The organism is Candidatus Paceibacterota bacterium (assembly GCA_035452965.1).
Lineage (GTDB): Bacteria > Verrucomicrobiota > Verrucomicrobiia > Limisphaerales > UBA8199 > UBA8199.
The window spans coordinates 71,947-97,476 of record DAOTCE010000013.1 but is presented as its reverse complement, the minus strand read 5'-3'; the positions used below and the strand labels follow the sequence as shown (position 1 = coordinate 97,476).

Annotated in this window: 12 protein-coding genes; 8 read left to right on the top strand and 4 right to left on the bottom strand. The window is 64.1% G+C overall.

The annotated features are described in order from the left end of the window. Positions 1-12 precede the first annotated feature (12 nt). Positions 13-1,620 carry a glycosyltransferase family 39 protein gene (locus tag P5205_12090; protein HSA11100.1) on the top strand — a complete coding sequence of 536 codons (1,608 nt, stop codon included), beginning with the start codon at positions 13-15 and terminating at the stop codon, positions 1,618-1,620. 430 nt (positions 1,621-2,050) lie between these two features. Further along, on the top strand, positions 2,051-2,848 hold the full coding sequence (locus P5205_12085) for a hypothetical protein (protein ID HSA11099.1): 798 nt from the start codon (positions 2,051-2,053) through the stop codon (positions 2,846-2,848). Positions 2,849-2,876: 28 nt separating this feature from the next. Here the strand turns inward: P5205_12085 and P5205_12080 are convergent, their stop codons facing one another. After that, positions 2,877-5,531, bottom strand: coding sequence for a tetratricopeptide repeat protein (locus P5205_12080; GenBank protein ID HSA11098.1), 2,655 nt, complete (start codon positions 5,529-5,531; stop codon positions 2,877-2,879). An 844-nt stretch (positions 5,532-6,375) separates the two neighbouring features. On the opposite strand from P5205_12080, the gene P5205_12075 reads away from it, so the two are divergent. Beyond that, complete coding sequence (locus P5205_12075; GenBank protein ID HSA11097.1) at positions 6,376-7,173, top strand: PEP-CTERM sorting domain-containing protein; 798 nt, start codon at positions 6,376-6,378, stop codon at positions 7,171-7,173. A 190-nt stretch (positions 7,174-7,363) separates the two neighbouring features. Here the strand turns inward: P5205_12075 and P5205_12070 are convergent, their stop codons facing one another. Continuing rightward, a complete protein-coding gene (locus tag P5205_12070) occupies positions 7,364-8,392 on the bottom strand; it encodes a uroporphyrinogen decarboxylase family protein (protein ID HSA11096.1) in 1,029 nt (342 codons plus the stop codon). Positions 8,393-8,676: 284 nt separating this feature from the next. On the opposite strand from P5205_12070, the gene P5205_12065 reads away from it, so the two are divergent. From P5205_12065 to P5205_12055, 3 genes are all read left to right on the top strand, one after another. After that, positions 8,677-8,847, top strand: a complete 171-nt coding sequence (locus P5205_12065) for a hypothetical protein (protein HSA11095.1) — start codon at positions 8,677-8,679, stop codon at positions 8,845-8,847. Positions 8,848-9,371: 524 nt separating this feature from the next. After that, positions 9,372-15,917 carry a putative Ig domain-containing protein gene (locus P5205_12060; GenBank protein HSA11094.1) on the top strand — a complete coding sequence of 2,182 codons (6,546 nt, stop codon included), beginning with the start codon at positions 9,372-9,374 and terminating at the stop codon, positions 15,915-15,917. Between the two features lie 131 nt (positions 15,918-16,048). Beyond that, a complete protein-coding gene (locus tag P5205_12055; GenBank protein ID HSA11093.1) occupies positions 16,049-19,741 on the top strand; it encodes an immunoglobulin domain-containing protein in 3,693 nt (1,230 codons plus the stop codon). Positions 19,742-19,863: 122 nt separating this feature from the next. On the opposite strand, the gene P5205_12050 is transcribed toward P5205_12055, so the two are convergent. Further along, positions 19,864-20,907, bottom strand: coding sequence for a PDZ domain-containing protein (locus tag P5205_12050; protein ID HSA11092.1), 1,044 nt, complete (start codon positions 20,905-20,907; stop codon positions 19,864-19,866). A 31-nt stretch (positions 20,908-20,938) separates the two neighbouring features. Beyond that, a complete protein-coding gene (locus P5205_12045; protein ID HSA11091.1) occupies positions 20,939-21,769 on the bottom strand; it encodes a serine protease in 831 nt (276 codons plus the stop codon). 745 nt (positions 21,770-22,514) lie between these two features. Between P5205_12045 and P5205_12040 the strand changes: the two genes are divergently transcribed. Next, positions 22,515-22,934: a hypothetical protein gene (locus P5205_12040; GenBank protein ID HSA11090.1), complete on the top strand. Its 420-nt coding sequence runs from the start codon at positions 22,515-22,517 to the stop codon at positions 22,932-22,934. A gap of 24 nt (positions 22,935-22,958) precedes the next feature. After that, entirely contained in the window at positions 22,959-25,475 is a 2,517-nt protein-coding gene (locus P5205_12035; protein HSA11089.1) for an NPCBM/NEW2 domain-containing protein, read from the top strand. Positions 25,476-25,530: the final 55 nt, after the last annotated feature.

Below are 25,530 nucleotides of genomic sequence, written 5' to 3'. Positions count from 1 at the left end.
TCCCTTCGCCCGGTGCACTGGGCTGTTCTCAAGCTGGCCGTGAGTGAGCGGGGCGCACGCGCGGTGCTGTCGGCGGTCGTTCTGGCTGCCGCCGGCTTGCTGCTGTTTGCTCGGCTGGGGCATTACGCGTTGTGGGATGATGAGGCGCTGACCGCGCTCAGCGCCGAGGGCATTCTCGCCACGGGTGACACGACAGCGATGGTGGGGCACAACCTGGCTGCTTATCGGGGCGGATTATGCTTGCGCGGCCTGCACGACCGCTCCACACCGCCCTTGCCGGCTTACCTGACGGCGGCGTCCTTTGCCTTATTTGGCAAAGGGCCGTGGGCGGCTCGGCTGCCCTTTGCCCTGTGCGGCTTGGCGTGTGTGAGTCTGATATTGTGGTGGTTGTATAAAACAGACACGGATTGGTGGACGTGGACAACTGCCTCGCTGGCGCTGATCGGGAACGTCTCCTTGTTCCTCTACGCCAGACAGTGCCGGTATTATGCCGTGGCCATCCTGGCCTCCGTGGTAATTGCTTTCCTTTATCTTCGCCGGGACGGCCGACGGGCCAGCCTTTGGTGGCTGGCGTTGTGGTCTTGCGTCTTGTTTGCCGCGAACTACTTGAACTACGTTGTGCTCTACGGATGCCTGGCGCTCGACTACCTGGTCTGGGGCAGGCGACGGCAGCCGCTGAAATCAAGCGACTGGCTGGTCCTGCTTGCCCCCCAAATACTGATTTGCGGCATGATCGCCATCGTATGGAATCCCTTCCAAACCGGTATCAGTTCCGCCTATTCGACCACACTCCCCCTCCACCGGCTGAAGTTGTTCTGGTGGAACTTTCGGGACTTGAACACGTGTGAATTCGGCGTGGGCCTCCTGCTGCTGGCCGGGGCTGTGCTGGCCTTGCTGCCTCGCGGTGAATGGCTGCGGCGAGCGACGCTGGGGTTGCTGGCGTTCGTAGCTCTGGAAACTTTGCTCTCGCCGCAGCCTGTTGATGAATCCACGCGGGTGGCCGACGTCCGGTATATCGCTCCCGTCATCCCGCTCTGCATTGCCATCGGGGTCCTGGCGATCCGGGCGGCGACCGCCAAAGCGCGCTGGCTGGCGCTGCCCTTGGCCCTGGCCGCTTTCGGCACGAACCTGCTCCATGGCGGTCCCTGGCTACCGGGTGGTTTGCGCTCCAGCCTCGCGGCGTATGCCGGCGAACTGCGGCACCCCCCCGGTGATCCGTTCATGGCCGCCGCCGCCTGGATCAACGCGAATGTGCGCGAGTTCCAGTCCGTGCTCGTTGAGCCCGCCTTCATGATGTATCCGCTCATGTTCCACGCGCCCAAGCCGATCTACGCCTGGCAGCTCGACAGCCCGCCGCGGGGCCAGTTCGCCAACCTGGCGCCCATTCATTTCAAACTGGCTGAGCCGCCGGAGTTCATTGTCGGCTTTGGCCCATTCGCAGGCCGGGCAATGACCGCAATCCGCGGTTGGAACCCCAGCCTCTCGTATCAGCAAGTCGCGACGCTGGACCAGTTCTGGATGTGCGTTTACCGCCCGGAGCTCTTCTGGCGAAGCTTCAAGCCCATAGAGAACTTCGACCGGGAACGGGAAGCCATTTACATCTTCCGGCGTCGGCTTTAGAGCGCATTCAGGAATGGCGTAGCCGCCGACGTCAGTCGGCGCACACTGGATGGGCAGGAGACGATCTGGCGCGAGCTAACGTTCGCGGCTGCAAGATTAACTGAAGCCCGCTAGCCGAAAGACGGTGATCTGACGGGTCGGGTGCGGCGGGGTTCGCTCATCAGGAGTCCCCGATACCCACGGGGGCTAGCAAAGCACCCTGCCCGTGTCCGCTAATCCGACCTGGCGGCGAACCGGCCTCCCCGTGCAGGCCGTCTCCTTTGCCGCCTCCCGGCCGTCCAGGGACCGTCCTGTGGGAAACTCCGGGGCCTCACATGAGCTTATGTGATGGCCCCCCCAAGGAGAGAATTCAAAGGAGACATTCTGATTGACGTAAGCCAGGGGTCTTTCCAGCTTTCCACGGTCACCTCCAAAACGGTTTTGGAAAACTATGAAACATACCGTACTTCTGAAGATTGGATTCTCTGTAGTCCTCTGCACACAGTGCGCCACAGCACAAAGGTCCGTCTTCCACGACGACTTCGAGTCCGGCACGCTGAACAACTGGACTGCCACGACCGGCGGCCCGATGACGATAGCCGTCGGCCCCAATGCCGACCCTCCCGGGGGCATCTACAGTGCCTATGCCGACTCGCAAGGGGATCGCATGCATCACAACCTGCTTGAGGACAATGGCGGCCCGGAGGTTTCGGGTGCCAGTTGGTTCACCGCCTACATTTACGACACTGGGTTTTCAAACTCCCGGTGGCACGTGCAGGCGCTGAGCTACAGCGGCACGGGCCTGCCCAACGGCGGCACCACTCCGGATGGCTCCCTGACCCAACTCTTGGCCATTGGCAAATACACGACTGTGACGCTCCCCGGCGACGTTTACGACGCCACGAAATACCAGGGGCGCGTCACTTTCGGCTCGGCGAACGGCTACTTCAACCTGAGCGCCCCAGGCGCGCCCGATCGCTCGGTGGGCTGGCACAAGTTCACCATCCAACGACTGGCCGACGAAACGACCATCAACTTTTACGTGGACGACGTCCTGGGCCGGACGATTACAGGCGCCACCGCCGGGAGCTGGGATACGATCACGATGGGCTACGGCGCGGGAACCTTCAGGGAAGATGTGTGGTATGACGGCATCTCCGTGACGGTTCCGGAACCGTCGGCGACTCTGCTGTGCGCGCTCGGCGGCTGTCTGGTGGCGCTCCGGCAGGCCAGGCGGCGTGTAGCATGAGGAGGCTTCCCCGCCACCCGCTCTCGGCTCACTGGGCGGCGGGGGAGCCGGTTTCGCGACAGGACCTGCCGGCCTGGTAGAGCTTGAGGCGCGCCCGGGTCTTCTCGGCGAGACCCTGGTCACCCGCGGCCAGAGCCAGTTCGCAAGTTTGCTCGGCGGCCGCCACCGCTTCGGGAAACCGGCCCGCCTCGGCGTAAGCCGCGGCTAACGTCCCCATCACGCGCGCGTCGTTGTAGCTGCTGAGCACACAAGCCCGGGTGGCGAGACTTACGGCTTCCGGTCCGTTGCGGACTTGCTCCTTCTCGTGCGTGGCCAGAATCCACGCCAGGTTATTTATGGCCTGCACCCAGGAAGGCTTCAGGCGCAACGCTTCTTTGAAGTGCTTAACGGCCTGCTCGCTCTTGCCGAGTTTGACCAGGGCCACGCCAAGGTCATAATGCGCGCCTGGCGCTGCAGGCGTGAGCTTTGCCACTGCGGCGAACTGGCCGGCCGCCTCCTGCAGCTTGCCTTGTTGCGACAGCCAAAGCGCCGCCTGCCGGTGAAGCTCCGGGTTGTTCGGCCGGAGCCGTAGCGCCTCGAAGCACCCCTTGAGCGCTCCGTCCAGGTCTCCCTGCTCTGCCAGCAGCTTTGCCATGTTCACGTGCGCATCCGCGTAGCCCGGCTGAATTCGGATGGCCTCGGCAAAGCACGCCGCAGCTTCCTGATATCTCCCGAGCTTGGCCAGAGCGCTGCCCAGGTTGGAGGAGGCTGCGAAGTGGCCGGGGTCGAGCCTGATTGCCTGTTGATAATGCGGGATTGCTTTTTCAAACTCGGCTTGGCTAGCCAGCAGATTCGCCAGACGAAGCCGAGTTAGAGCATCACCCGGCTCAATTTCAACGGCTCTCGTGTAGGCGCTAATGGCCTCGTTGGTCGCACCCGTTTTCGCCAGCGCATTCCCCAGGTTGAGATGGGCCAGAGGGGTGAGGGGGTCGATTAGGAGCGCATCCTGGTAGTGGCGGATGGCCGATTGGGGATTTCCCACCGCCAGCTCCAGGTTCCCCCAGTTGACGTAGGCTTTGGTTAATCCAGGGTTGAGAGCCAGCGCGGTTTGGTAGTGTTCCCGGGCTTGCTGGGCATCTGTCCGGTGATCGCCGGAATACTCTTCCTGCGTGTAGGTGTCCACATAGCTGGGGTTGAAGGCGGTGGCCAGATTGAAGTGCGCTTCGGGGTCCCTTGGGTTGAACTGGAGGGCGGTCCGATAATGGACTATTGCTTGGTCAAAGCGCCCCAAGCGCGCCAGCGCCACCCCCATGTTGTTATGAGCCAGCGAGTAGTTTGGGCTGATTTGCAGAGCGGCCTCATACTGCGCGACGGCATCTTCGAGTTTTCCCTCATCCATCAGAGCGAGCCCCAGCGTGGCATGAGCTATGGGATTCCTCTGCGTTACGGCAAGCGCATGCTCGAACAGGGCGACGCCAGTTCGCCAGTGCTGCAACTGCAGGCGCGTCGCCGTGGCGCACGCGGCCAGCGCCATCATGGCACACATCACCAGGGCCGGCCTGCGCAGCGGCCAGGAACCGGGCAACTGAGGCACGGCCCAGCAAACCACCATAAACAGGCCGATAGAGGGAATGTAGGTATAGCGGTCCGCCATCGCCTGCTCCCCCACCTGAACCAGCCCAATCACGGGTACCAGCGCTCCCAGGAACCAAAACCAGCCGACGGGTAAATAGGGCGCTGAGCGCCGAAGCAAGATCGCCAGCCAGCTTGCCCCGAGCAAAAAGACCACCGCCAGCCCGATCAGCCACCCGGGCCATCCGTAAACGTAGGGATAAATCACCGCCAAATCGTGCGGCCAGAACAGCTTGCCGACGTAGCGCAGGTAGGAAACCACCGCATTCCATCCGCGCGCGTCGAGGGAAATGACTTCCATAGGCACCACCGCTCCCCCGCGTTTCTGCGCGATCAGCGTTACCACGCATGAAGCCGCGGCCAGCGCGAAGAAGGGGAGCTTCTCCGGAAGCAGCCGGAGGAACGGTTTATGCATCGGGTCCTTCTCGGCCGGCGCGCACCGATTCAGCGGCCAGTAGTCGAGCAGCAACAGGACGAACGGCAGGGTCACGAGCATAGGCTTGCTCATCAGGCCGAGCACGAAGAGCAACAGGGCCGTCCCATACCAGACCCTGGACTTTGGACCGCCGACTGCGGATCGCTGCGCGTAAGCGTAGTAGGCGCCAAGTGTGAGGAGGAAAAAGAAGGTGCTCAGCAGATCCTTGCGCTCGGCCACCCAGGCGACCGATTCGACGTGGGCCGGATGCCACGCGAACAAAGCGGCCACCATCGCACTCGGCCAAACCGCCCTGGTCATCCGGCACAACACGCCAAACAGCAGAAGCGTGTTGGCCAGGTGGAAGATCAGATTCATGAGATGATGCCCACGCGGATCCAATCCAAAGAGCTGGCAATCCGCCATGTGGGACAGCCAGGTCAGCGGGTGCCAGTTGGACGCATAGCCGATGTTGAAGGCCCACCGGCAGTTCTCGAGGCTCAAGCCGGTATGAACGCGGGGGTTGCCGACGACATACTGATGGTCATCGTAATTGATGAAACCGCAGTTGAGGGCCGGCCAATAAGCGGCAAGCGTCAACAGCACCAGCAGCGAGCCAATGAGCAGCGGCACGCGACTCTTCCAGTCAAAGTTCATTAACACCCCGGCAAGCGTAGGTGATCCTCCCCCCTTTAATCAATGCCGATGCCGACAGAACCGATTAGTCGGGCGTAAATCGAGGCTGCCATCCGCAAGCTGACTGCCGGGCGACTTTGAGGGATTGGTATGTGGAGGGATGCAATGGTGCTGAAGCATCTTCCCAGTGCGTGATGCCGCAAATCCACAAACGTATAGCGTGCCCATAGCACAGAACGCAACCTGGCCAGTATCGATTAGATTCGTCTTCCCGGGCAGGTGGACTCGAGACTTGCGCTGCAAGACGGGTGTATCCGGTCACGCCCCCCCGACTGCCGCCCCTTCCCCAGGCTTTAGCCGCCCCGCGCCCAAACCGACTACGGCGATGGGACGGTGCCAATCCGGCGGGATTACGGTGTGGTTCCCATGGGGGTCGGGCCCCATGGGAACCACACCGGGCTATAACGGGCGTCACAGCGTTGTCGCACCGGGGCGGCTGCTCGGTCCAGGAATTGGGGATTGTATTGATGGATTGCGGCTCCAAGCCGCTTGCAAGCTGGCCCTCCGGCCTTGGGTGACTTGCAGGCGGCAGTAGTAGCAATGGCAGTGGCGATGCAGGGCCACGTTGCCCAACCTCTTGATTGGAAACCGAGCGTAGCCGCGAACTCTGACTGCGTTAGCATTCCAAAGTTGTTTGGGATCGCAAAAACGCCCGCCTCCCCCCTGGCAATAGGCCATTTCCCTCAGAAATGTGACACAGCCCCCCCCAAAAAAAAGTTTAAGAAAACTGTTGACAGCTTGTGCAAAATCCGCAAATCTAGGCGCGACAGAACAATTATCACAGGCAACTTTGTTAACTACCACTATGAAAAGCAAAACTCTTCTGGCAGTCGGGGCGATCAGTGCGGCACTAACCCTCACCGTCCGAGCAGACTTCATCGACAACTTTGACTCTTACGCTAACCAGGCGGCTTTGACAGCCGTTTGGAATCAGGCCCTCTCGGGAACCGAGATGCTGCTCGACAGTTCAGGCACCCCGGCTGCGGTCTCATCTCCAAACGTCGTGAAGCAAACTACCACAGCAGCGTCACGTGTAGGAAGATCTGCCGGCATGGGAGTGCAGGCAAATCTGCTGAATTGGAGTTTTGACTTTTTTGATGCTGGAGGGTCGCGCGATTTCAATGGCCTCTACGCTTACACTGGCGCGTGGGGAGTCGGGTTGGAGACCGCGCTGGCGATTGGCGTGTATAACACCGGTACGGCTGGTCATTACATGGGACGCTATTCAGCCATAACCGGGGCGGTTTTTGCCGACGGCGCCGTGACCACCGGGACGGCAGGGGGGGGCTGGTTTACCCTGACAGGCGCTCCTCGCGGCACGGGGGCGTGGCACGACATGCAGGTCTTGGGAATGGCGGATCCTTTGAATGCTGGAAAGACAAGATTGGAGTTCTACGTGGATACCGTGTTGGCAGGCAGCATTGGGAACATTAACAGCTATAGCCTAACCTACGCGGTAATCGGTGGGGCAGTTAGCACGACTACAGCCGGTTCAGCTACAGATAACTTTAGCGTTGTCACGGTGCCTGAGCCCTCCACTCTCGCTCTGAGCCTGCTCGGTGGCGTCGGGCTTCTGTGGATCGCCCGCCGTCGTTCGGCCTGATTGTTAGTTTGTTCTAAGCTGCCAAGGGCCGCCATCGCTGGCGGCCCTTGTGCTGTACAGAGTTGGTGCGCGGGCGGGGGGAGCGAAGACCCCCATCGTCTTCAAGAACTGTGTAGCCGCCGACGTCAGTCGGCGCTAACTGGATCAGCAAGCACGAATGCAGCGCGAGCCACTATTCGCGCCTGCAGGATTAACCAAGCCCTTCCAGCGCCGCTTCCGCCATTGCCGTCAAGTTGGCCGGCGGGGTCAAAGGCGAAATCGCGCAGCCGGTGGCGAGGATGAACCGATTCGAGCCGGCAAAGGCCTCGAGGCAGGCGCGGCAGGCGGCCCTGACCGAATCGGGAGTGCCGCCGAGAAGGGTGTCAACCGGGTTGACGTTGCCAATCGCGGTCACGCGCTCGCGGCAGACCTGCCGCACACGCCGAAGGTCCATCGCATGGTCAATCTCGATGCCAGTGGCGCCGGTTTCGATCATGCGGTCAATGCAGGTGCTCGTGTCTCCGCAAATGTGCAGCGTTATGGGCGTGTCGAAACGCGCGCGGACGGCCGCGAATACCTTCCGCTCGTAGGGAAAGGCGAACTCGGCATAGGCCCGCGCGCCGATCAGGCTGCCGCCGGCGGCGGAGTCGCCGGTGTTGAGCACATGAGCGCCCGCCTCGGCCAGGGCCAGCGCGTATCGGCTCACCGCCCGGGTGCAGTAATCCAGCAACCGATGGGCCAGCTCCTGATTCTCCACAATGTCGAGCAGGAAACGGTTGATCCCGCGAAGCTGGCAGGCCAGGCCGAATGGCGACTGGTCAAAATTGCCGATGATCAGCAGCTCATCGCCGGCCATCGCGACGGCGTGCCGGACCGCCTCAACCATGAGCGGCCAGCGCCCGGATCGCTTCGGGTCCGGCAGCTCCAGCGCCTCAATCTGCTCCTCGGACTCGATCCACGTGCCATGCCCGCAGGCCGGGGCGTCCGCTGGATGTTCCACGCGCGGAAATCCCGCCGCCTCCGCGTTGACCCAGGTGTCAGCGGCGATATACACCCCGTCGTAGCCGAATCGCCGCGCGCATTCGACCTGGCAGCGGGCGAGCGTGCGGGCGTCGTGCGCGTGCTCGCGGATGGAAACGCCGCAGAAGCTTGCAGCCGCCTGCCCGACAATGGGAATCACCGGCACGCGATCGGCCCGCTGGCCCCGCAAAGCCGCGAGTGCTCGTTGCTTGCCAGTCATCGCGTGCTCTCGTGGCTTCGCGCTCCGGGTTGGCCGCGGGAGTGCGCGTCAGCCGCCCGGAGCGGTCTGGCTTGAGGGGCGCGGCCTCCCAAAAGAACATGCGTTGCCAGTGGTTGCGCTTGCAACCCCCACAAGCGGACTCGTGAATTTACAGTAATCCCTCTGTCTGGTAGGACCCTTTCGCCGAAGGCGCCACCGTTTGGCCGCTTTGGCGAGGCGGCCCCACCCAAGACTGGGGCCCTACTATCCACGGCATTGGTTTGGGTCATGATGAACTCGGCGGCGTGTCTGGAATCCAGCGCATTCAGTTGGCCGAAGCGCGCGCGCATCTCAGCGGGGCTGTAGTTATGGCCCTCCAGCTCTGCTTCCAGGTGCCAGGCCGGCAAGCCGCACAATACGAGGCCAAGGACCATTCACAGGAGACTAACGACACGCCCGCGATACTCAACGGCTAAAACACCAGTCTGTAATCCCTCAGTCTGGCAGGGCGCTTTCGCCGAAAGCGCCACCGTTTGGCCGCCTCGGCGCGGCGGCCCGCCACCAATCGGTAGCGGCAGGCATCCTGCCCGGCGGAATGGGCGCCGGTTGGGCTGGGCACACCGGTCCGGGCGGCAGGATGCCCGCCGCTACAGAGTGGCAGTGGTAAGAGGCGTCTGGCTGAACAAGAAAAGCGAAACAAAAAGTTTGACGGCAATGCTCTCTTACAGCTAGAATGCGGCCACATTGCGGATCACTTCAGTTCATCAGCGGTGGATGGATTGCCGGGCGAATCTTGCAGTCCGGCGAGAATGAGGGGAGTGCCATGGTCTCGACATCCATACTCTTTGCACACAATGGGGGCGGGCCTTGGTTTTGCATCCACGACAGTTTTTGCAGCGGCTTTTCCCATTGGGAGACGGGCGCATGACCCGCTTGCCTTACCGCTTTTCCCTTGAACAAAAAAACCGTCAGAACGACACCAGCCAGAACAGAACATTCTATGAAAACTGAACCATCCTTGATCATCGGCACAGATCAACGACCCTCGGCCATCTTCGGTCGGTTGATGCTGGCTGCGGGCGCGCTGGGCAGTGCGGGGGCTGTTTACGCCAGCACAGACTACGGCCCCGCGATCTGGCGGCCGGTCAGTTGCTCCAAGTACAGCACCTCGGGCTACGGCCACAGGTTCATCATAATTCATTCCATGGAGGGCTACTACCTGTCCGGCACCTCTTATCTCCGGCAATGTGGCGTGCAGGCGAGTTGCCATTACACGGTCAACGGCAGGAAGGATACCTCCTCGGATGCGGCGGCGGGCGAGATTTCGCAGTTAGTGCGGGAATCCTATTACGCCTGGCACGCCCGTTGTTGGAACAGCTATTCGGTGGGCACCGAGCACGAGGGCTTTGTCAGCAACCCGGCGTGGTTCACCGATACCATGTATAAGGCCTCCGCCGCGCTGCACAAGCACGTGGCGGAGAGGTTCGGCATTGCCAAGGACCGCAATCACATTATCGCCCATGGCCAGAAATCCAGTTCCGCCTGGCGCTCATGGATGTACAACCAGGGCTACAGCTCCAGCTTCGTCAACTGCAACAGCCACACCGACCCCGGCCCGTACTGGAACTGGACGCACTTCATGAACCTGATCAAGGGCACCTCCTCTACTCCGTCCGGCCCGAGCAGCCTGGCCGCCACCACGGTGAACGCCTCGCAGATCAAGCTCACCTGGACGGACAATTCGGGCATCGAGAGCGGCTTCAAGATTGAACGCGCCACCGCCTCCGGCGGCCCCTTCACCCAAATCGCCACCGTCGGCGCCAATGTGAAGTCCTATACCAGTACCGGCCTGAAGGCCTTGACGACCTACTGGTACCGGGTGCGGGCCTATAATTCGGTCGGCAACTCAGGCTACTCAAACACGGACAGCGCCAAAACCGACGGCTTGCCGCCGGGCGCGCCCAGCAACCTGGCGGCGACGGCAGTTTCAACCAGCCAAATCAACCTGACCTGGACCCAGAACTCCAGCGACGAAACCGGCTTCAAGATCGAGCGAGCCACCTCCTCCGGCGGAACCTACGCCCAGATCGCCACGGTGGGCGCCAACGTGACTTCTTACGTCAACACCGGACTGAGCGGTTCGACCACCTATTACTACCGTGTGTGCTCTTACAACACGTGGGGCAACTCGGCCTATACCGCGGTGGACAGCGCCACGACCGCAAACGTGGCGCCCGTGCTGGCGGCCATCTCCAACAGAACCGTCAATGAAGGATCCCTGCTCCAGTTCAGCGCCTCGGCAACCGACGCCGACGAGGCGGATTCGACGGTGACCATCTCGAATTTCGAAAGCTATGACGAAGACAGTGCCAACGGAACGATCATGTTCCGCCACCCCGGCTTCTCCGGGACTACCAGCGGGTTTCTGACGACCGCGACCAACTATGCGAGAATCGTAGCCTCCGGCGGGGGCCGCACCAGCAAGATGCTCAAGGGGCAGTGGACCTTCGGGACCAGCAAACCCAATCCCTGGATGCGGCTGGCTACCTACAACACGGCAACGCTCCCCAACCCGACTGTCGGCATCAACCAAAGGCTTAAGTTCGACATCTACTCCGACAAAGCCCTGAAAGTGGGTCTGGGCATTCGCGAGACGGGGACCAGCGCCGCCATTGGCGCCAACGGCGGGACCACGGGCACGATCGAGTGGGTTGGCGTGAACGGCAGCACCAGCGGAACCCCCAGCCCGACACGCTCCGTCGCCGCCGCCACCTGGACGACGCTCAGCTTTAACATTCCTTTCGAGCCGGTGACCGCTTTCACGGGTGACGGCTTCATTCAGGATGTGACCGGCAAAGGCGCGCTGGAACACCTCGTGCTGGTGCCCGCCGGGGGCACGGGCGCCTACACGATCTACCTCGATAACTTCGTTTACGAGCGCGAGAACAACATTACTTACAGCCTGGTCGGCGCGCCCACCGGCGCCACCATTGACCCGACAACCGGTCTGTTCTCCTGGACGCCAACTGAGGCCCAGGGTCCGGGCACCTACACCATCACCGTTAAGGCCACGGACTATGGCTCTCCGGCGCAGACGGACACGCAAGCATTCACTGTCACCGTCAATGAGATTTACGACGGCCCGCGCCTGACGACCATCCCGAACAAGTCGGTCAATGAAGGCGCGCTGCTGAGCTTCACCGCATCCGCGTCCAATTCCAACCCGGCCCTCACCATGACCTTCAGTCTCGATGCCGGTGCGCCGGACGGGGCCAGCATCAATCCTGCCTCCGGCGCATTTACCTGGACACCGACCGAGGAGCAAGGCCCGGGCAATTATCCCATCACGGTGCGGGTCACAGACAACGGCTCGCCGGCCAAGAGCGATGCCAAGACCTTTACGGCGGCCGTGGCCGAGCTGAATTCGGCGCCGGTGCTGGCGGAAATCCCAGCCCAGGCGATTGGCGAGCTTGCCCTGCTGAGCTTCACTGCCAGTGCGACGGATTCCGACATTCCGGGCGACCAGATCGCCTTCAGCCTGGATGCCGGGGCGCCGCCCGGAGCCGTCATTGATCCAGAGACCGGCGTCTTCACCTGGGCGCCAAACGAAGCGCAAGGGCCAGGCACCTACAGCGTCACTGTGCGCATCACCGACGACGGCTCGCCCGCGCTGAACGATAGCCAGGCGGTCACGATCACCGTGGGCGAAGTCAATACGCCACCCACGCTGGCGGCCATCCCTGACAAGCGCGTCCGCCCGACCCGCACTCTGACGTTCGCGGCCATCCCGGCTGATCCGGACCTGCCGGTGCATCCGTTGACCTTCAGTCTCGAACCCGGCGCGCCCGCGGGGGCGGCGATTGACCCCGCGACAGGCGTCTTTACCTGGACGCCGACGCCCGCGCAGAACAACACCACCAACATCATCATGGTTCGGGTGAGCGACGGCCTGATGAGCGATGCCAAGAGCGTCGTAGTGGTTGTGAGCGACGTCAACAACCCGCCGGTGCTGGCGGCTTTGGCCAACAAGACGGTCAACGAGAAGACCGCGCTGACCCTCACCGCCTCTGGCAGCGATCCGGACGGCGATTCGCTCACCTACAGTCTCGAGCCCGGCGCGCCCGGCGGGGCGGCCATCAATGCCGGTACGGGCGCGTTTGCCTGGACCCCCACCGAGTCGCAGGGGCCGGGAACCTACACCATCGCCGTGCGGGTTACCGACAACGCTTTGCCCAACCTGAGCGATACCAGGACGTTCACAGTGGCGGTTAATGAAGTGAACGTCGCCCCGACGTTGAATCCCATCTCCAGCAAGACCGTCAACGAGAACGGCACACTGACGTTCACCGCGGCGGCGTCGGATGCGGACCTGCCGGCCAACAGCAAGACCTTCAGCCTGGATTCGAACGCACCCGCGGGCGCAAGCATTGATCCGGCCACCGGTGTGTTCACCTGGGCACCCACCGAGACGCAAGGACCGGCGGCTTATCCCATCACCGTGCGGGTGACGGATAACAACCCCGATGCCGCCAACAGCAAGCAGATGAGCGACGCCAAGACGTTCACGGTAACTGTGAACGAAGTGAACGCAGCGCCGATCCTGCCGGCCATTGCCGATAAGACCGCCAACGAAAAGAGCGCGCTGACTTTCTCGCTTGCGGCGGCGGATGCCGACCTGCCCGCCAATTCGCTGGCTTACACCCTGGACAGCGGCGCACCCGCCGGAGCCAGCCTGGATCCGGTCACGGGCGTGTTCACCTGGACGCCGACGGAAGTCCAGGGGCCCGGCACCAACGTGATCACGGTTCGAGTCACTGATGACGCGGCCACTCCATTGGCTGACACGAAAGCCTTTGCGATCGTGGTCAATGAGGTGAACGAAGCCCCTGTGCTGGCAGCCATCGCCAACAAAACCATCGCGGAAGGGGCGACGCTGAGCCTCACAGCGGCGGCGACCGATGCGGACCTGCCCGCCAACACGCTGGCCTTCAGCCTGGTTGGCGCGCCCTCCGGCGCAACTATTGACCCGGGCACCGGCGCCTTCGCCTGGACGCCCTCCAGCGCGCAGGCCCCGAGTACGAATACCATCTCGGTGAAGGTGACCGACAACGGCACGCCGGCCTTGAGCGATACGAAGACCTTCACCGTGCTGGTGACCTCGCCCAACCAGCCGCCGGTCTTGAACGCGCTCGCGAACAAGACGGTGGATGAGCTGACCGCCCTGACCTTCACCGCCGCCGCCAGCGATCCGGAATCCGCCTGGTCTCCGGTCACCGTGACCACGTTCGAAAGCTACACCGCGCCGACGGTGGATGGGACGGTGATGTTCCGGCAGCCGGACTTCTCGGGCAGCACCAGTGCCTTCGTGGATCAGACCGTGACCAACTACTGCAAAGTAGTGAGCAGCTTCCCGAGCGGCCACTCGGGTGCCAACGTGCTCCGGGCGTCGTGGACGTTCAAGGCGGGCACCACCAACCCGTGGGTGCGACTGGCAACCTACAATGCGGTGAACCTGCCGAACCCCACTCTCTATTTAGGACACGTGCTGAAGTTCGATATGTACACCGACAAAGCGCTGAAGGTGGGCCTGGCGTTGCGCGAGACCAGCACCGTGGCCGCCATCGGGGCCAACGGCGGCGTCAGCGGGACAGTTGAGTTCGTCGGGGTGCCCAGCCTGAACGGCACCGCGCCGAACCCGAGCCGCACGATTGCCGCCGGCTCGTGGACGACGGTCGTCTTCAGCCTCCCGGATGAGGCGGTCACCAGCTTTACGGGCAATGGCATCCTCGAATCCACGACGGGCAAGGGTGTGTTGGATGCGTTGGCCTTTGTGCCGGCCGGCGGCTTGGGGGCATATAACGTCTATCTCGACAACTTCATCGTTGCGCCCGCCAACACGCTGGCCTGGAGCCTCGATGCCGGCGCGCCCGCAGGCGCAAGCATCAACGCCGCCACCGGCGCCTTCACGTGGACGCCTTCCGAAGCGCAGGGCCCGGGCGTTTATCCGATTACCGTGCGCGTAACCGACGAAGGTCAGCCGCCCAAGAGCGCGGCACAAATCTTCACCGTGACCGTGAACGACGTCAACAACGCGCCCATCGTGGCCGCCATAGCCAACAAGACGGCCAATGAGTTGGCGGCGCTGACCTTCACCGCCACTGCCACCGACTCCGATGGTGACGCCTTTGCCTGGAGTCTTGATGCCGGCGCGCCGGCGGGCGCGAGCGTTGATTCGGCGACCGGCGTGTTTGCGTGGACGCCGACCGAGGCCCAAGGCCCCGGCACTTACAGCATCACCGTGCGTGCCACGGACGACGGCTCGCCCCCAGCGATCGGGACGAAGACCTTCAGCGTCACCGTCAACGAGGTCAACCTCGCTCCCGCATTGTCCGTTGCGGACAAGACCGCTCTCGATGGCCAGACGCTGAGCTTCAACCTGTCCGCCACCGATCCGGACTTGCCGGCCAACACGCTGACCTACAGCCTGGTGAGCGGCCCCTCCGGCGCGACCGTCTCCTCGGCGGGCGCGTTCAGTTGGACGCCTCCCGCCATTGGCGGCACCACGTTCAATAACTTCGAGGCCGGCACGGTCGGCGCGCAATACGGCTTCAACGAGCCTCGAAACTCCACCACCACGGCTAACTTCCTCCGGAACTTGCCGAACGACATGGATGTTGTCACCGATGCGCCCAGCCACGGCGGCAAGGCGGGCAAGTTCCTGTTCGCCTTTGTCAATTCCGCCACCACGAACTGGGCGCGTCTGAACACCTACAACGGCACGGGGGTGCCGAATCCCGCAGTGGACTTGAACCACCTCGTGCGGTTTGACATCTACTCCACGCGCGCGCTGAAGGTGTCCCTGGGCGTTCGCGAGACGGGCGGGACTGGGCCGGTGGGCGCCAACGGTGGCGCCACAGGCCCGATTGAATGGGTCGGGGCGACGGTTCCCGGCACCTCCAGCGTCGCGCCGGGCGGCAAGGCTGTCAGCGCGAACTCCTGGCAAACTCTGACCTACGACCTGAAGGGTGACCCATGCGAGAACTTCAGTGGCGACGGCACCGTCACGGGTGACTGGGGCGTGCTGGAAAGCCTGGCGGTTACGAAGGGTGACACCAGCGCCAGTCTCACCAATACGATTTACGTGGATAACTTCCGGGTCGTCGCCAAGACCAACTACACTGTCGCCGTGACAGTGCGGGTCACCGACGCGGGCGGTTTGAGTGACACGCGAAGCTTCAACGTGACCGTCTATACATCCCCGGCCGAACAGGCGGAAGAAACGGCCCAGCCCGAGTCTCTGGTGGATGCCGGCACCGTCGTGCCGTCACCAGTGCCAGAGCTTCTCGACGCTGGGATGGTTGGCGGAAACTTCAGCTTCAGCTTTGGGACCGAAGCCGGAAAGACATACGAAGTGGAGTATACCGACTCGCTCACCAAGCCAAAGTGGCTGCCGTTGCTGACGGTAGCTGGCGATGGCAGCGTGGCTGTCGTCCACGACCCGGCGCAGTCGTCTGGGCAGCGGTTCTATCGCTTCCGGCCGCGGTGAGCCGGCTGCGGAATTTTACTCGGCCCAGTTCTTTTGTCACAATCTTCTCGGCCGGGCAGGCGGCGGTTTGGCAGTCCCCAGACCGTCGCGGCCCGGAACGATCGCCCTGCTATACAACCTTGCCACAACACATGCTGAATTACTTTGCCTCCGCGATTGGCTTGTTACTGCTCCTCTCGGCGGTCCAAAGGCCGCTGGTTGCAGCGCCCGTGAGTGCCCAAACGTCCGCACCCCTGGCATCCCAACTCGCGCCGGATGGCACACTGGACCTCACCCGCGGCTTCTCCGGCACCCTCGATGCCCGCGGTTGGACCATGGTCGCCGCCCCCGGGAGTGGGCCCCGCTTCGTGAGGTCAACCACCGCCAGTCCAGCTTCCGCATCGGGTGCCTTCGCCGGCGGCCCCCGCGAATCTGCGGTCGAGGGCGATAACAACTGGGACGGGCGGTTCGTGGCGCCACCCGGGGTGGACGGAGTCATTCACGCGCTGGCCGTCAGCGGCACGAGCCTCTTCGTCGGTGGCGATTTCAGCAGCGTGGGCGGCATCAGCGCCTCCAATGTCGCCAGGTGGAACGGGACGGCCTGGGAGGCGCTGGGCGACGGGGTGGGCGGACTTGTGCTGGCTCTCGCGGTTAGCGGGACAAATGTCTATGTGGGCGGCGTGTTCACTGGCGCGGGCGGCATCAGCGCCACGAACATCGCCTGCTGGAATGGGGCAGATTGGTCAGCTCTGGGGTCGGGCGTTGACAACGACGACGGCTCCGGCGCCGTCGCCGCTCTGGCTGTGCGCGGAACCAGCCTTTACGCCGGCGGGTCCTTTACCCACGCCGACGGCGTCAGCGCTGCGAACATTGCCGTCTGGAACGGGTCAACGTGGTCCGCCCTCGGCGACGGTCTCAGCGACGCCAACCCCGATAACAGCGCTGGTGTGGCCGCACTGGTCGTCAGCGGAACCGACTTGATCGCCGGAGGCTCCTTCACCACCGCTGGCGGCATTGCCGCGACCAATATCGCCCGTTGGGACGGCAGCGCCTGGTCCGCCCTTGGCGATGGCACCGATGGCACCGTGCTGGCCCTCGGCGCCAGCGGCCCCAATGTCTATGCTGGCGGCGGCTTCACCACCGCCGGCGGTGTCGCCGCGGCCAACATTGCCGTGTGGAACGGCAGCACCTGGTCCGCCCTTGGCAACGGAGTGGATGAACTCGTCTTCGCCATCGCGGTGAGCGGCAACAACGTGTATGTGGGCGGCGCCTTCACCGCTGCCGGCAATTACCCGGCCGGCAACATCGCCCGCTGGAACGGCAGCGCCTGGACCCCGCTCAGCTCCGGCGTCGGCGGCAGTGTCTATGCCTTGGCCACCAACAGCACCACCTTGTACGTCGGTGGCGATTTCGACACCGCCGGAGGCTTGAGCGCGAACAACCTGGCGCAGTGGAACGGCTTTACCTGGTCCGCTCTGGGAGCCGGCAGCGGCAACGTGCCTTTCGGCACGGTGCTGAAGGTTGCCGTCAGTGGAGTGGATGTCTATGTGGGCGGATTCTTCACCGTTGCCGGTGAGTATCCCGCCAACAACATCGCCCACTGGAATGGCAGCTTCTGGTCGGCGCTCGATGCGGGGGTGGACGGACCGGTTTCAGCTCTCTGTATTAGCGGCACCGACCTTTATGTCGGCGGATCGTTTGGCACCGCCGGCGGTGTAAGCGCGGCAAACATCGCCAAGTGGGACGGCGGCAGTTGGTCGGCGCTCGGAGGGGGCATGGACGATGCCGTGACGGCCATAGCCGTCGTGGATGCCGATGTGTATGCCGGAGGCAGTTTCACCATGGCCGGCGGCGTCCCCGTCCACTACATCGCCCGTTGGGACGGCGCGGCTTGGAACGCCTTGGGCGAAGGCCTGGACGGGCCGGTGTTCGCTTTGGCCGGCAGCAGTCCCGATCTATTCGTGGGCGGGAGCTTCAGCACAGCCGATGGCACCATAACCGTCAATAACATCGCCCGTTGGAATGGCGCCAACTGGTCGGAGCTTGGGCTGGGCATGGACGACGCGGTTCATGCCCTCGCCGTTGCCGGCAACGGCCTGTATGCCGGGGGCGACTTCACCGAGGCTGGGGGCGAAAGCGCGACGGGCGTGGCTCGCTGGGACGGCATGGCCTGGTCGGCGCTGGGCGGCGGCGTGAACAATGCGGAAACCAATGCCTCGGTGGCGGCGCTCGATGTCCAAGGCCAGGTCCTGTTCGTCGGCGGCTCATTCACCCTGGCCGGCACGACCGAAGCCGCCAACGTCGCCCGGTGGGACGGTGCCAATTGGACCGCGTTGGGCAGCGGAATCAACCAGCCGGTTGCCACACTGGCCGTCGGCGGCACGGATGTCTATTTCGGGGGCAACTTCACCCGCGCTGGCGATTTGCCTTCCTACCATTTTGCCCAGTGGCACGACGCGCCGGCGCCGCCAAACGACGATTTCGAGAAGCGCATCCTGGTCTCCGGCGCGCTGGTGGTGACAAATGGCGACAACACGGGCGGCGGCAGGCAAATGGATGAACCCTACCACGCCGGAATCTACGGGGGGCGCTCGATCTGGTGGTCGTGGACCGCCCCGACCACGGACACCGTGACCATTTCCACCGCCGGCACAGTGTTCGATACCGTGCTGGCCGTCTATGCCGGCGCCGAGCTTTCGGCCCTGGCCGAGGTCGCCAGCAACGACGACGATCCGAACGGCGGCGTCACCAGCCTCGTGACCTTCGCCGCGACAAGCGGCGCCACCTACCAGATTGCCGTGGACGGCTACAATGGCAATTACGGCAGTGTCGCCCTGCGCATTGTGGCCGGCGTGCCGCCGATAATTACCGCGCAGCCGCAAGGCCAGACGGTAATGGCCGGTGCCAACGTTGCTTTCGCCGTCACCGCAACCGGCACCGCGCCTTTGAGCTACCAGTGGCGCCTGGCCGGCACTAACTTGCCCGGAGCGACCGCCAGTAGCCTCAACCTGACTGATGTGCAATTGGCCGATGCCGGCGACTACTCGGTTGTCGTTGCCAATGACGCCGGCTCAGTGGTCAGCTCCGATGCGACGCTCGTCGTGAACGCCCCGCCGGTGATTATCGCCCACCCGCAGGGCCAGACGGTCAGCCAGGGCGATGATGTCACTTTCACGGTGATCGCCACTGGCTCGCCTGTGCTGACGTATCAATGGCGTTTCGCCGGCGCTGACCTTCCGGCCGCCACCGGCTCCAGCTTCACCCGCGCGAATGTCCAGCCCGCCGATGCGGGAAATTACTCCGTCGTCGTCAGCAACTCCTTTGGCGGAGCGCCCAGTTCCAATGCCACGCTGGTCGTGCTGGTGCCCCCGGCGATTCTGACCCATCCCGTCAGCCTGACCATTCCACGAGGTTCAAACGCGACATTCACGGTCACTGCCGCCGGCACCGAACCGCTCAGCTACCAATGGCGATTCGAAGGCGACGACCTGCCCGGAGCCACCGCCAGCAGTTTCACCCGCACCAACAGCCAGCCCGCCGACGCCGGCAACTACTCGGTCATGGTCACCAACCTGGCCGGCAGCGTGTTTAGCTCGAATGCGTCCCTGGCCTTGAGCCTGCCCCAGGCGCTGGCGCTTTCTTCACCCCTGCGCCTGGAGAACGGCCAGTTCCAGTTCACCGTTACCGGTGCTCACGACCAGATCTTCAGCATCCTGGCCTCGACTGACTTGTCAGGGTGGATTCCTTTAAGCACCAATACGCTAACCAACGGTCTTCAGGTTTACACCGATTCCGAGGCAACCAACTTCCCCCGCCGCTTCTATCGCGCCCAATCCGCGCCTTGAGCGCGGCAGCGGCCAGACGCGCCTGAATACTCCTGGCACCAACCCCATTTGAGAGGTTGAACCTGCCGAAGGCGGGAGGGAGGTTGCGATTGATTCCTGCCGGAGTCTCCTGCGAAGGGGTATCACTTGCCGGTCGTGGCGGCTCCGTTGGCCGTGAGCTTGAGTTGCTCGTACACCCGCTTCACGAGAGCGGTTGGTAAGGCGTAGGTGGTGATCCGTCCCGCGCGGGCAATGTTCAGCCCGATGGCCTTGCCGTCCAGATCCACCAGCGGTCCGCCGCAAAGCCACGGACGCAGCACCGAGTCGTGTTCGATCGCCAGTTCAAACCCTCCCGCCCGCTCGCTGACAGCTCCGCCCAGCCGGCTGTTCCGTTGCTGATAATAGAGCTCTGCCCCGGGCTGGCCGGACCGCGGCACCATCATGCGCACTTGCGAGTCAAATTGCTGCTCCGCGCGTTGCACGCGCAGCCGCACGGTCTGGCCTTCGCGAAACTCGCGCAGCGTCTCCACCACCTGCTCGCGATTCGTGACGGCCATGCCGTTGATGGCGAGAATCAAGTCCGCCGGTTGCAGGCCCGCCTTCTCGGCGCCGAGTCCGGGCAGGATCAAATCAATCCTGGGCTCGACGATGCCATAGTCAAACTGAACGCCGATGAGCGCCCGCGGGGGCCGTATCCGGCGCGGCAGCGCGCTGACGATGCCGGCGGCGTGAGGGGTCTCGGAGATGCCGGGGGTGATGGCCCATTGTCCCACGGCCACCGCACCCTCAGTCCACGAGATCGGCTTCAAGCCCCGGGCCCGCACCCGCACGAGCGCCACGTCTTCGTCCTCATCAATGCCGATCACCTCCGCCCCCACCTCCTTCTCGGTTGCAAGCCAGCACGTCAGCTTCCCCTGCTTGAGCTCGCTGGCCTTGGTCAGCGCCAGCCCATTGGCATCCACCACGGCGCCCAGCGCCACCGTCGCCCCGTCCACGTTGAACTTGACGATGGAATGGCGGGTGGCGGCCGAGATCGGCGCGAAGGCGCGCAACGTCCCCTCTCCGTTCCGGTAGCGATCGCGCGGCAGCTGCCGGGACGTGGATAATTCCTGCGCCAGCCCAAGCTGCGTCAGCCACGCCAGCGCAATGGCCGCCAGCGCGTGGTGGGAACCAGGCCGCAGATTCATAAGCAGTCGGGGCGAGCCTTGCGCCTCGGCTTCAGTCGGCCCCCTTGGCCAGGACTTCCCAGGTGTCGTAAAACTCGGTGATGGCCACATGATAATTCTCCGCCACCGAAGTGCTGATGGCGTTATGGATGCCAATCACGCGGCCGTGCATGTCGAACAGTGGCCCGCCCGAGTCGCCGGGGCTGATGGTGCAATCCGTTTGCAGCCCATCCCCCGTCAAACGAATGACCCGCCCCGACCGCACGACCAGCGAGCGCTTCGGGTCGAATCCCCCGGGATGGCCCAATGCCAGCACCCAGTCGCCCGCGCGCGCTTGCTGCAAGTCGCCCGGCTCCGCGTGAGGCCAGGGACCGCGGTCGGTGATCTTCATCAGGCCCGTGTCTCGCTCGTCATCCACGCCCAGCGTCTTGCCCCGCGCCGTCTTGCCGTCCGGGAACGTAAAGCGCACGCTGCGGCCGGGCCGTCCGCACACATGCCCGGCGCTCAGCACCAGGCCGTCCGCCGAGATAACCACCCCGCTGCCGTTGCCACTCCCGACCCCCACTGCCACCACCGACGGCGACAACCGCGCCGCCAGCGACTTGATGTGCCGTTCGATGGACCTCAGCTCGGCGACCGAGGCCGGGACGGCTGCGGCAAAGGCGCTGGGCAGGTCCGCGCGCCGAGCCGCGGCAGGCCGCGGGAGGACCGGCAGGGAGGCGCTCTTGCTGGCGGGAACGGGAGCGGACTTCACCTTGCCAGCCGAACGCCCCGGCCGGTTCGTCTCCGCGCCCGGAGCCATGGGAGCGGCAGCCGATACAGCCGCCGCCACCAGCGCGGCGCACAGCCACACCGCCGGCCTCGCTCCCAAACTCTCTCTCATCTGCGTTAAGGTCACGGTTCCTGGTCCGACAGCGACGAAGCCGAGCTTCGCCGCCTTCAGGCGCGGTCGAAAATCTACGTGCACCTTAACCCGCCCCGGCCTGCGGTCAAGGGACCAGCCGCCTGCCCGGCTCAATGCCAAGCGATTTTCTTTGCCGATGCCCCTGGGATGATCGCCGCCCGCAAGGGAGTCTCACCGTATCCACACCGTATCCACACCGTATCCACACCGTGGATACAGCCTTGACATCAGCGGCGACAAGTAACGTAACCCACTGTCATTGTTGCACTTACGGAGAAAGATCGGCCGCCCGCTGCTGCCAAAGGCCAAATCCGTCACAAGTGGCGCAACTGCAGATACTTGCGCAAAAACAACTCAAATCCGCAACCCCTCAGTCCGGCAGGGCACTCTCGCCGAAAGCGCCACCGTTTGGCCGCCTCGGCGAGGCGGCCCCGCCCAAGACAGAGGCCTTGCTCAATTCCGTGTTTTCCCCTTCCTCCCCGTCAGGAGTCCTCAATACCACCTAAAGAATGTCTGGCTCGCCAGCGATCAGCGTTGCGGTAAACCGCTCCGTGCCGCCATGCCCTTCTGATGCCGAGGCGCAGCCATAGTGTCAATAGTGAGAAGTGAACGGATCGTCTCACCAGTTGCGGCTGGCGAACGATCTGGAATCGCAATCAACGAAAACGCAGGCACGGTTAGCGCCGGCAAAATGCAGTTTCCCCGCCTCGTCAAGAACCGGATTATGAAGGCCAAGGTGGGACAACGTCGTTTTTATCCATCCGTGGTCACCCCAAAAACCTTGAATTTTCCCCCTTCACCAAAGACACTTCCCGCCCAGATGGCGCAACCACCACCAGCAGTCCTGGACCTCGTCCAGCGGTTCGACCGCAACCGCGACGCTTACAAATCGCCCCACTACAACGAAACCCAGCTCCGCCGCGAATTCCTCGACCCGCTCTTCAAATCCCTCGGCTGGGATGTTGACAACGAGCAGGGCTACGCCGAGGCATACAAGGACGTCACCCGCGCAGCGCTGGGTACATGCGGACGCGCAAAAAACGATTGCCTATCAGGATCAGTTCAGCGCGCGCGCTTCGGCGGCATGTGCGGCAGCGTACGCGTCGGCTGCGGCGGCGCCAGGCAGCCGGCCGCAAAACCCTGAGGGCGCAACTCGGAAAGGATGAGCATGCGCAAGAGCCTGGCCGCCGCCGCGTTGCTGTGTCCGCTGCTGGCAATCGGCGCGCAAACGGCGGGAGCAGCGGTCGGCCCGGCGGAGCTGGCCGAGGCGCGGCGCTGGGCGGCGGCAAAGCTCGCGGGAGCGCAGGCCCCGGAGAAGCCGGAGCCCGGCCTGGTGGTCCTGGCCAACCACGGCCCGGTGCAGAAGAACGCCCGCGGCGCCCGGCCGCTGCACCTCGGGGAAAAGGAATTCACGCGCGGCCTCTTTTGCCATGCGCCCAGCAAGATCCTCGTCCTGTTGCCCGGCGCGGGGGGACTCTTCGAGGCCGTTGCCGGGGTGGACACCAACGACCAGACCAGCGGCGGGCGCGGCAGCGTGGATTTCTCGGTGAAGGTGCGCGGGGAAGAACGGTTCCGCTCGGGAATGATGCGGGAGGGCATGGCGGGCAAACGCGTCGCGGTGAAACTGGCCGGGGCAACGGAGTTCGTCTTGCAGATCGAAGAGACGCCGGACGGCATCGCCTGCGATCAGGCGGATTGGGCCGAGGCGAAAGTCACGCTGCTGGACGGCAGCACGCTTTGGCTGGCCGACCTCCCGCTGCGCGAGGGTGAACGGGCGGCTTATTCGACCGATGCGCCGTTCTCCTTTGTCTATGACGGCAGGAACTCGGCCGAGCTGCTCAAGGCCTGGCCCTGCCAGCGGAGCGCACGGAAGCTGGACGCACAGCGCACGGAGCGAACCGCAGTGTGGACCGATCCCGCGACCGGCCTGCAGGTCCGCCTTGTGGGGATCGAGTATGGGGACTTCCCCACCGTCGAGTGGGTGGTGCATTTCAGGAACACCGGCCCCGCCGACACGCCGATCCTGTCGGACATCCAGGCGGTGGACCTCACGCTGAGGCGGACCGGTTCGGGTGAGTACGTCCTCAACCATCACGCGGGGGATGATTGCAGCCCCAACAGCTATGCGCCGCGCCGGTTGACCCTGGAGCCGAAGTCCGAACATCGGTTCGCCCCCGCCGGCGGGCGCCCCACCAGCGTTGGCTTTCCCTGCTTCAACCTCGAATGGCCCGGCGAGGGGCTCATCGTCGTGATTGGCTGGCCCGGCCAGTGGAACGCCCGATTCACCCGCGACGCCGACGACGGGCTGCAAATGCGCGGCGGGCAGGAGCTGACGCGGTTCAAGCTGCATCCGGGGGAAGAGGCGCGCTCGCCGTTGATCGCGCTCCAGTTCTGGCAAGGCGACCGCGTGCGGGCGCAGAACGTGTGGCGGCGCTGGATGCTCGCTCATAACTTGCCGCGCACGCGCGACGGCAAGCCGCCGCCGCCCATCCTCAGCTCGTGCAGCGGCGGGTTCTTCCCCGGCATCAGGACCAGTGAGGAGGGCGAACGCCAATTCATCACAGGCTTCGCGCAAGCCGGTGTGAAGCTCGACTACTGGTGGATTGATGCAGGCTGGTACACGTGCGCCGACTGGCCCCAGGTCGGCAACTGGATGCCCGATCCGATCCGCTACCCGCGCGGCTTCCGGCCGGTGAGCGAGCTGGCGCGTTCGAAAGGCGCGGGGCTCATCGTCTGGTTCGAGCCGGAACGGGTGACGCCCGGGACATTCCTCTACACCAACAACCCCGCCTGGTTGCTGGGCCGCGACGGCGAACAGAAGCTGCTGAACCTGGGCAACTCCGACGCCCGCCGCTGGCTGACCGACCATGTGGACGCCATGCTCACCCGCGAGGGCATTGATTTCTACCGGCAGGATTTCAACATTGATCCCCTGCCTTACTGGCGCGCGGCGGATGCGCCCGACCGCCAGGGCCTGGCCGAGATGCGTCACATCGAGGGTTACCTTGCCTACTGGGACGAGCTGCGGCGGCGGCACCCGGGCCTGCTGATTGACAGTTGCGCCTCGGGCGGCCGGCGCAACGACTTGGAGACGCTTCGCCGCGCCGTGCCGCTGTTGCGCAGCGACTACCAGGCCTTCGACGGCAACCCCGACTTCGCCCCCGGCAACCAGGGTCATACCTACGGTCTCTCCTCCTGGATTCCTTACTACGGACATGGCGCCTACTACACCGACCGCGACTTTGTGTATTCGGTGCGCAGCTACCTGTCGCCGGCCTTCGCCCTCTGCGCTGACGTCCGCAAGCCCGGCATAGATTGGCCCCTGATCCGGCGGCTGTCGGAGCAGTGGCGGCAGGTCGCCGACTGCATGTTGGGCGACTTCTACCCATTGACCTCCTACCAGTTAAGCGAGGAGCTCTGGCTGGCCTGGCAATTCGACCTGCCGGAACAGCGCTGGGGCATGGTCCAGGTGTTCCGCCGCGCCGGCAGCAACTACGAGTCCGCCCGCCTCCAGCTCCGCAACCTCGATCCCCTGGCCAGCTACGTGGTGGCCGACCTCGACGATCCCGCCGCCGCCCGGGAACTGGGCGGCCGCGAACTGCTTGAGCACGGTCTCCTGATCGCCGCCCCCGGCCAGCCCTCGGCGCGCATAATCACCTACCGGGCAACGACCACCGCCAACTGAGGGCCGCGCGACGCAGGTCCTTGGAGGCGTTGCGACGTTCCGTTGCCGGCAGCCG

What these genes read in the sequence shown, in the direction of transcription:
- P5205_12035 (HSA11089.1), top strand. Translation starts at nt 22,959, where the DNA reads ATGCGCAAGAGCCTGGCCGCCGCCGCGTTGCTGTGTCCGCTGCTGGCA.
- P5205_12080 (HSA11098.1), bottom strand. Translation starts at nt 5,531, where the DNA reads ATGAACTTTGACTGGAAGAGTCGCGTGCCGCTGCTCATTGGCTCGCTG.
- P5205_12060 (HSA11094.1), top strand. Translation starts at nt 9,372, where the DNA reads ATGAAAACTGAACCATCCTTGATCATCGGCACAGATCAACGACCCTCG.
- P5205_12050 (HSA11092.1), bottom strand. Translation starts at nt 20,907, where the DNA reads ATGAATCTGCGGCCTGGTTCCCACCACGCGCTGGCGGCCATTGCGCTG.
- P5205_12070 (HSA11096.1), bottom strand. Translation starts at nt 8,392, where the DNA reads ATGACTGGCAAGCAACGAGCACTCGCGGCTTTGCGGGGCCAGCGGGCC.
- P5205_12040 (HSA11090.1), top strand. Translation starts at nt 22,515, where the DNA reads ATGAAGGCCAAGGTGGGACAACGTCGTTTTTATCCATCCGTGGTCACC.
- P5205_12055 (HSA11093.1), top strand. Translation starts at nt 16,049, where the DNA reads ATGCTGAATTACTTTGCCTCCGCGATTGGCTTGTTACTGCTCCTCTCG.
- P5205_12085 (HSA11099.1), top strand. Translation starts at nt 2,051, where the DNA reads ATGAAACATACCGTACTTCTGAAGATTGGATTCTCTGTAGTCCTCTGC.
- P5205_12045 (HSA11091.1), bottom strand. Translation starts at nt 21,769, where the DNA reads ATGAGAGAGAGTTTGGGAGCGAGGCCGGCGGTGTGGCTGTGCGCCGCG.
- P5205_12075 (HSA11097.1), top strand. Translation starts at nt 6,376, where the DNA reads ATGAAAAGCAAAACTCTTCTGGCAGTCGGGGCGATCAGTGCGGCACTA.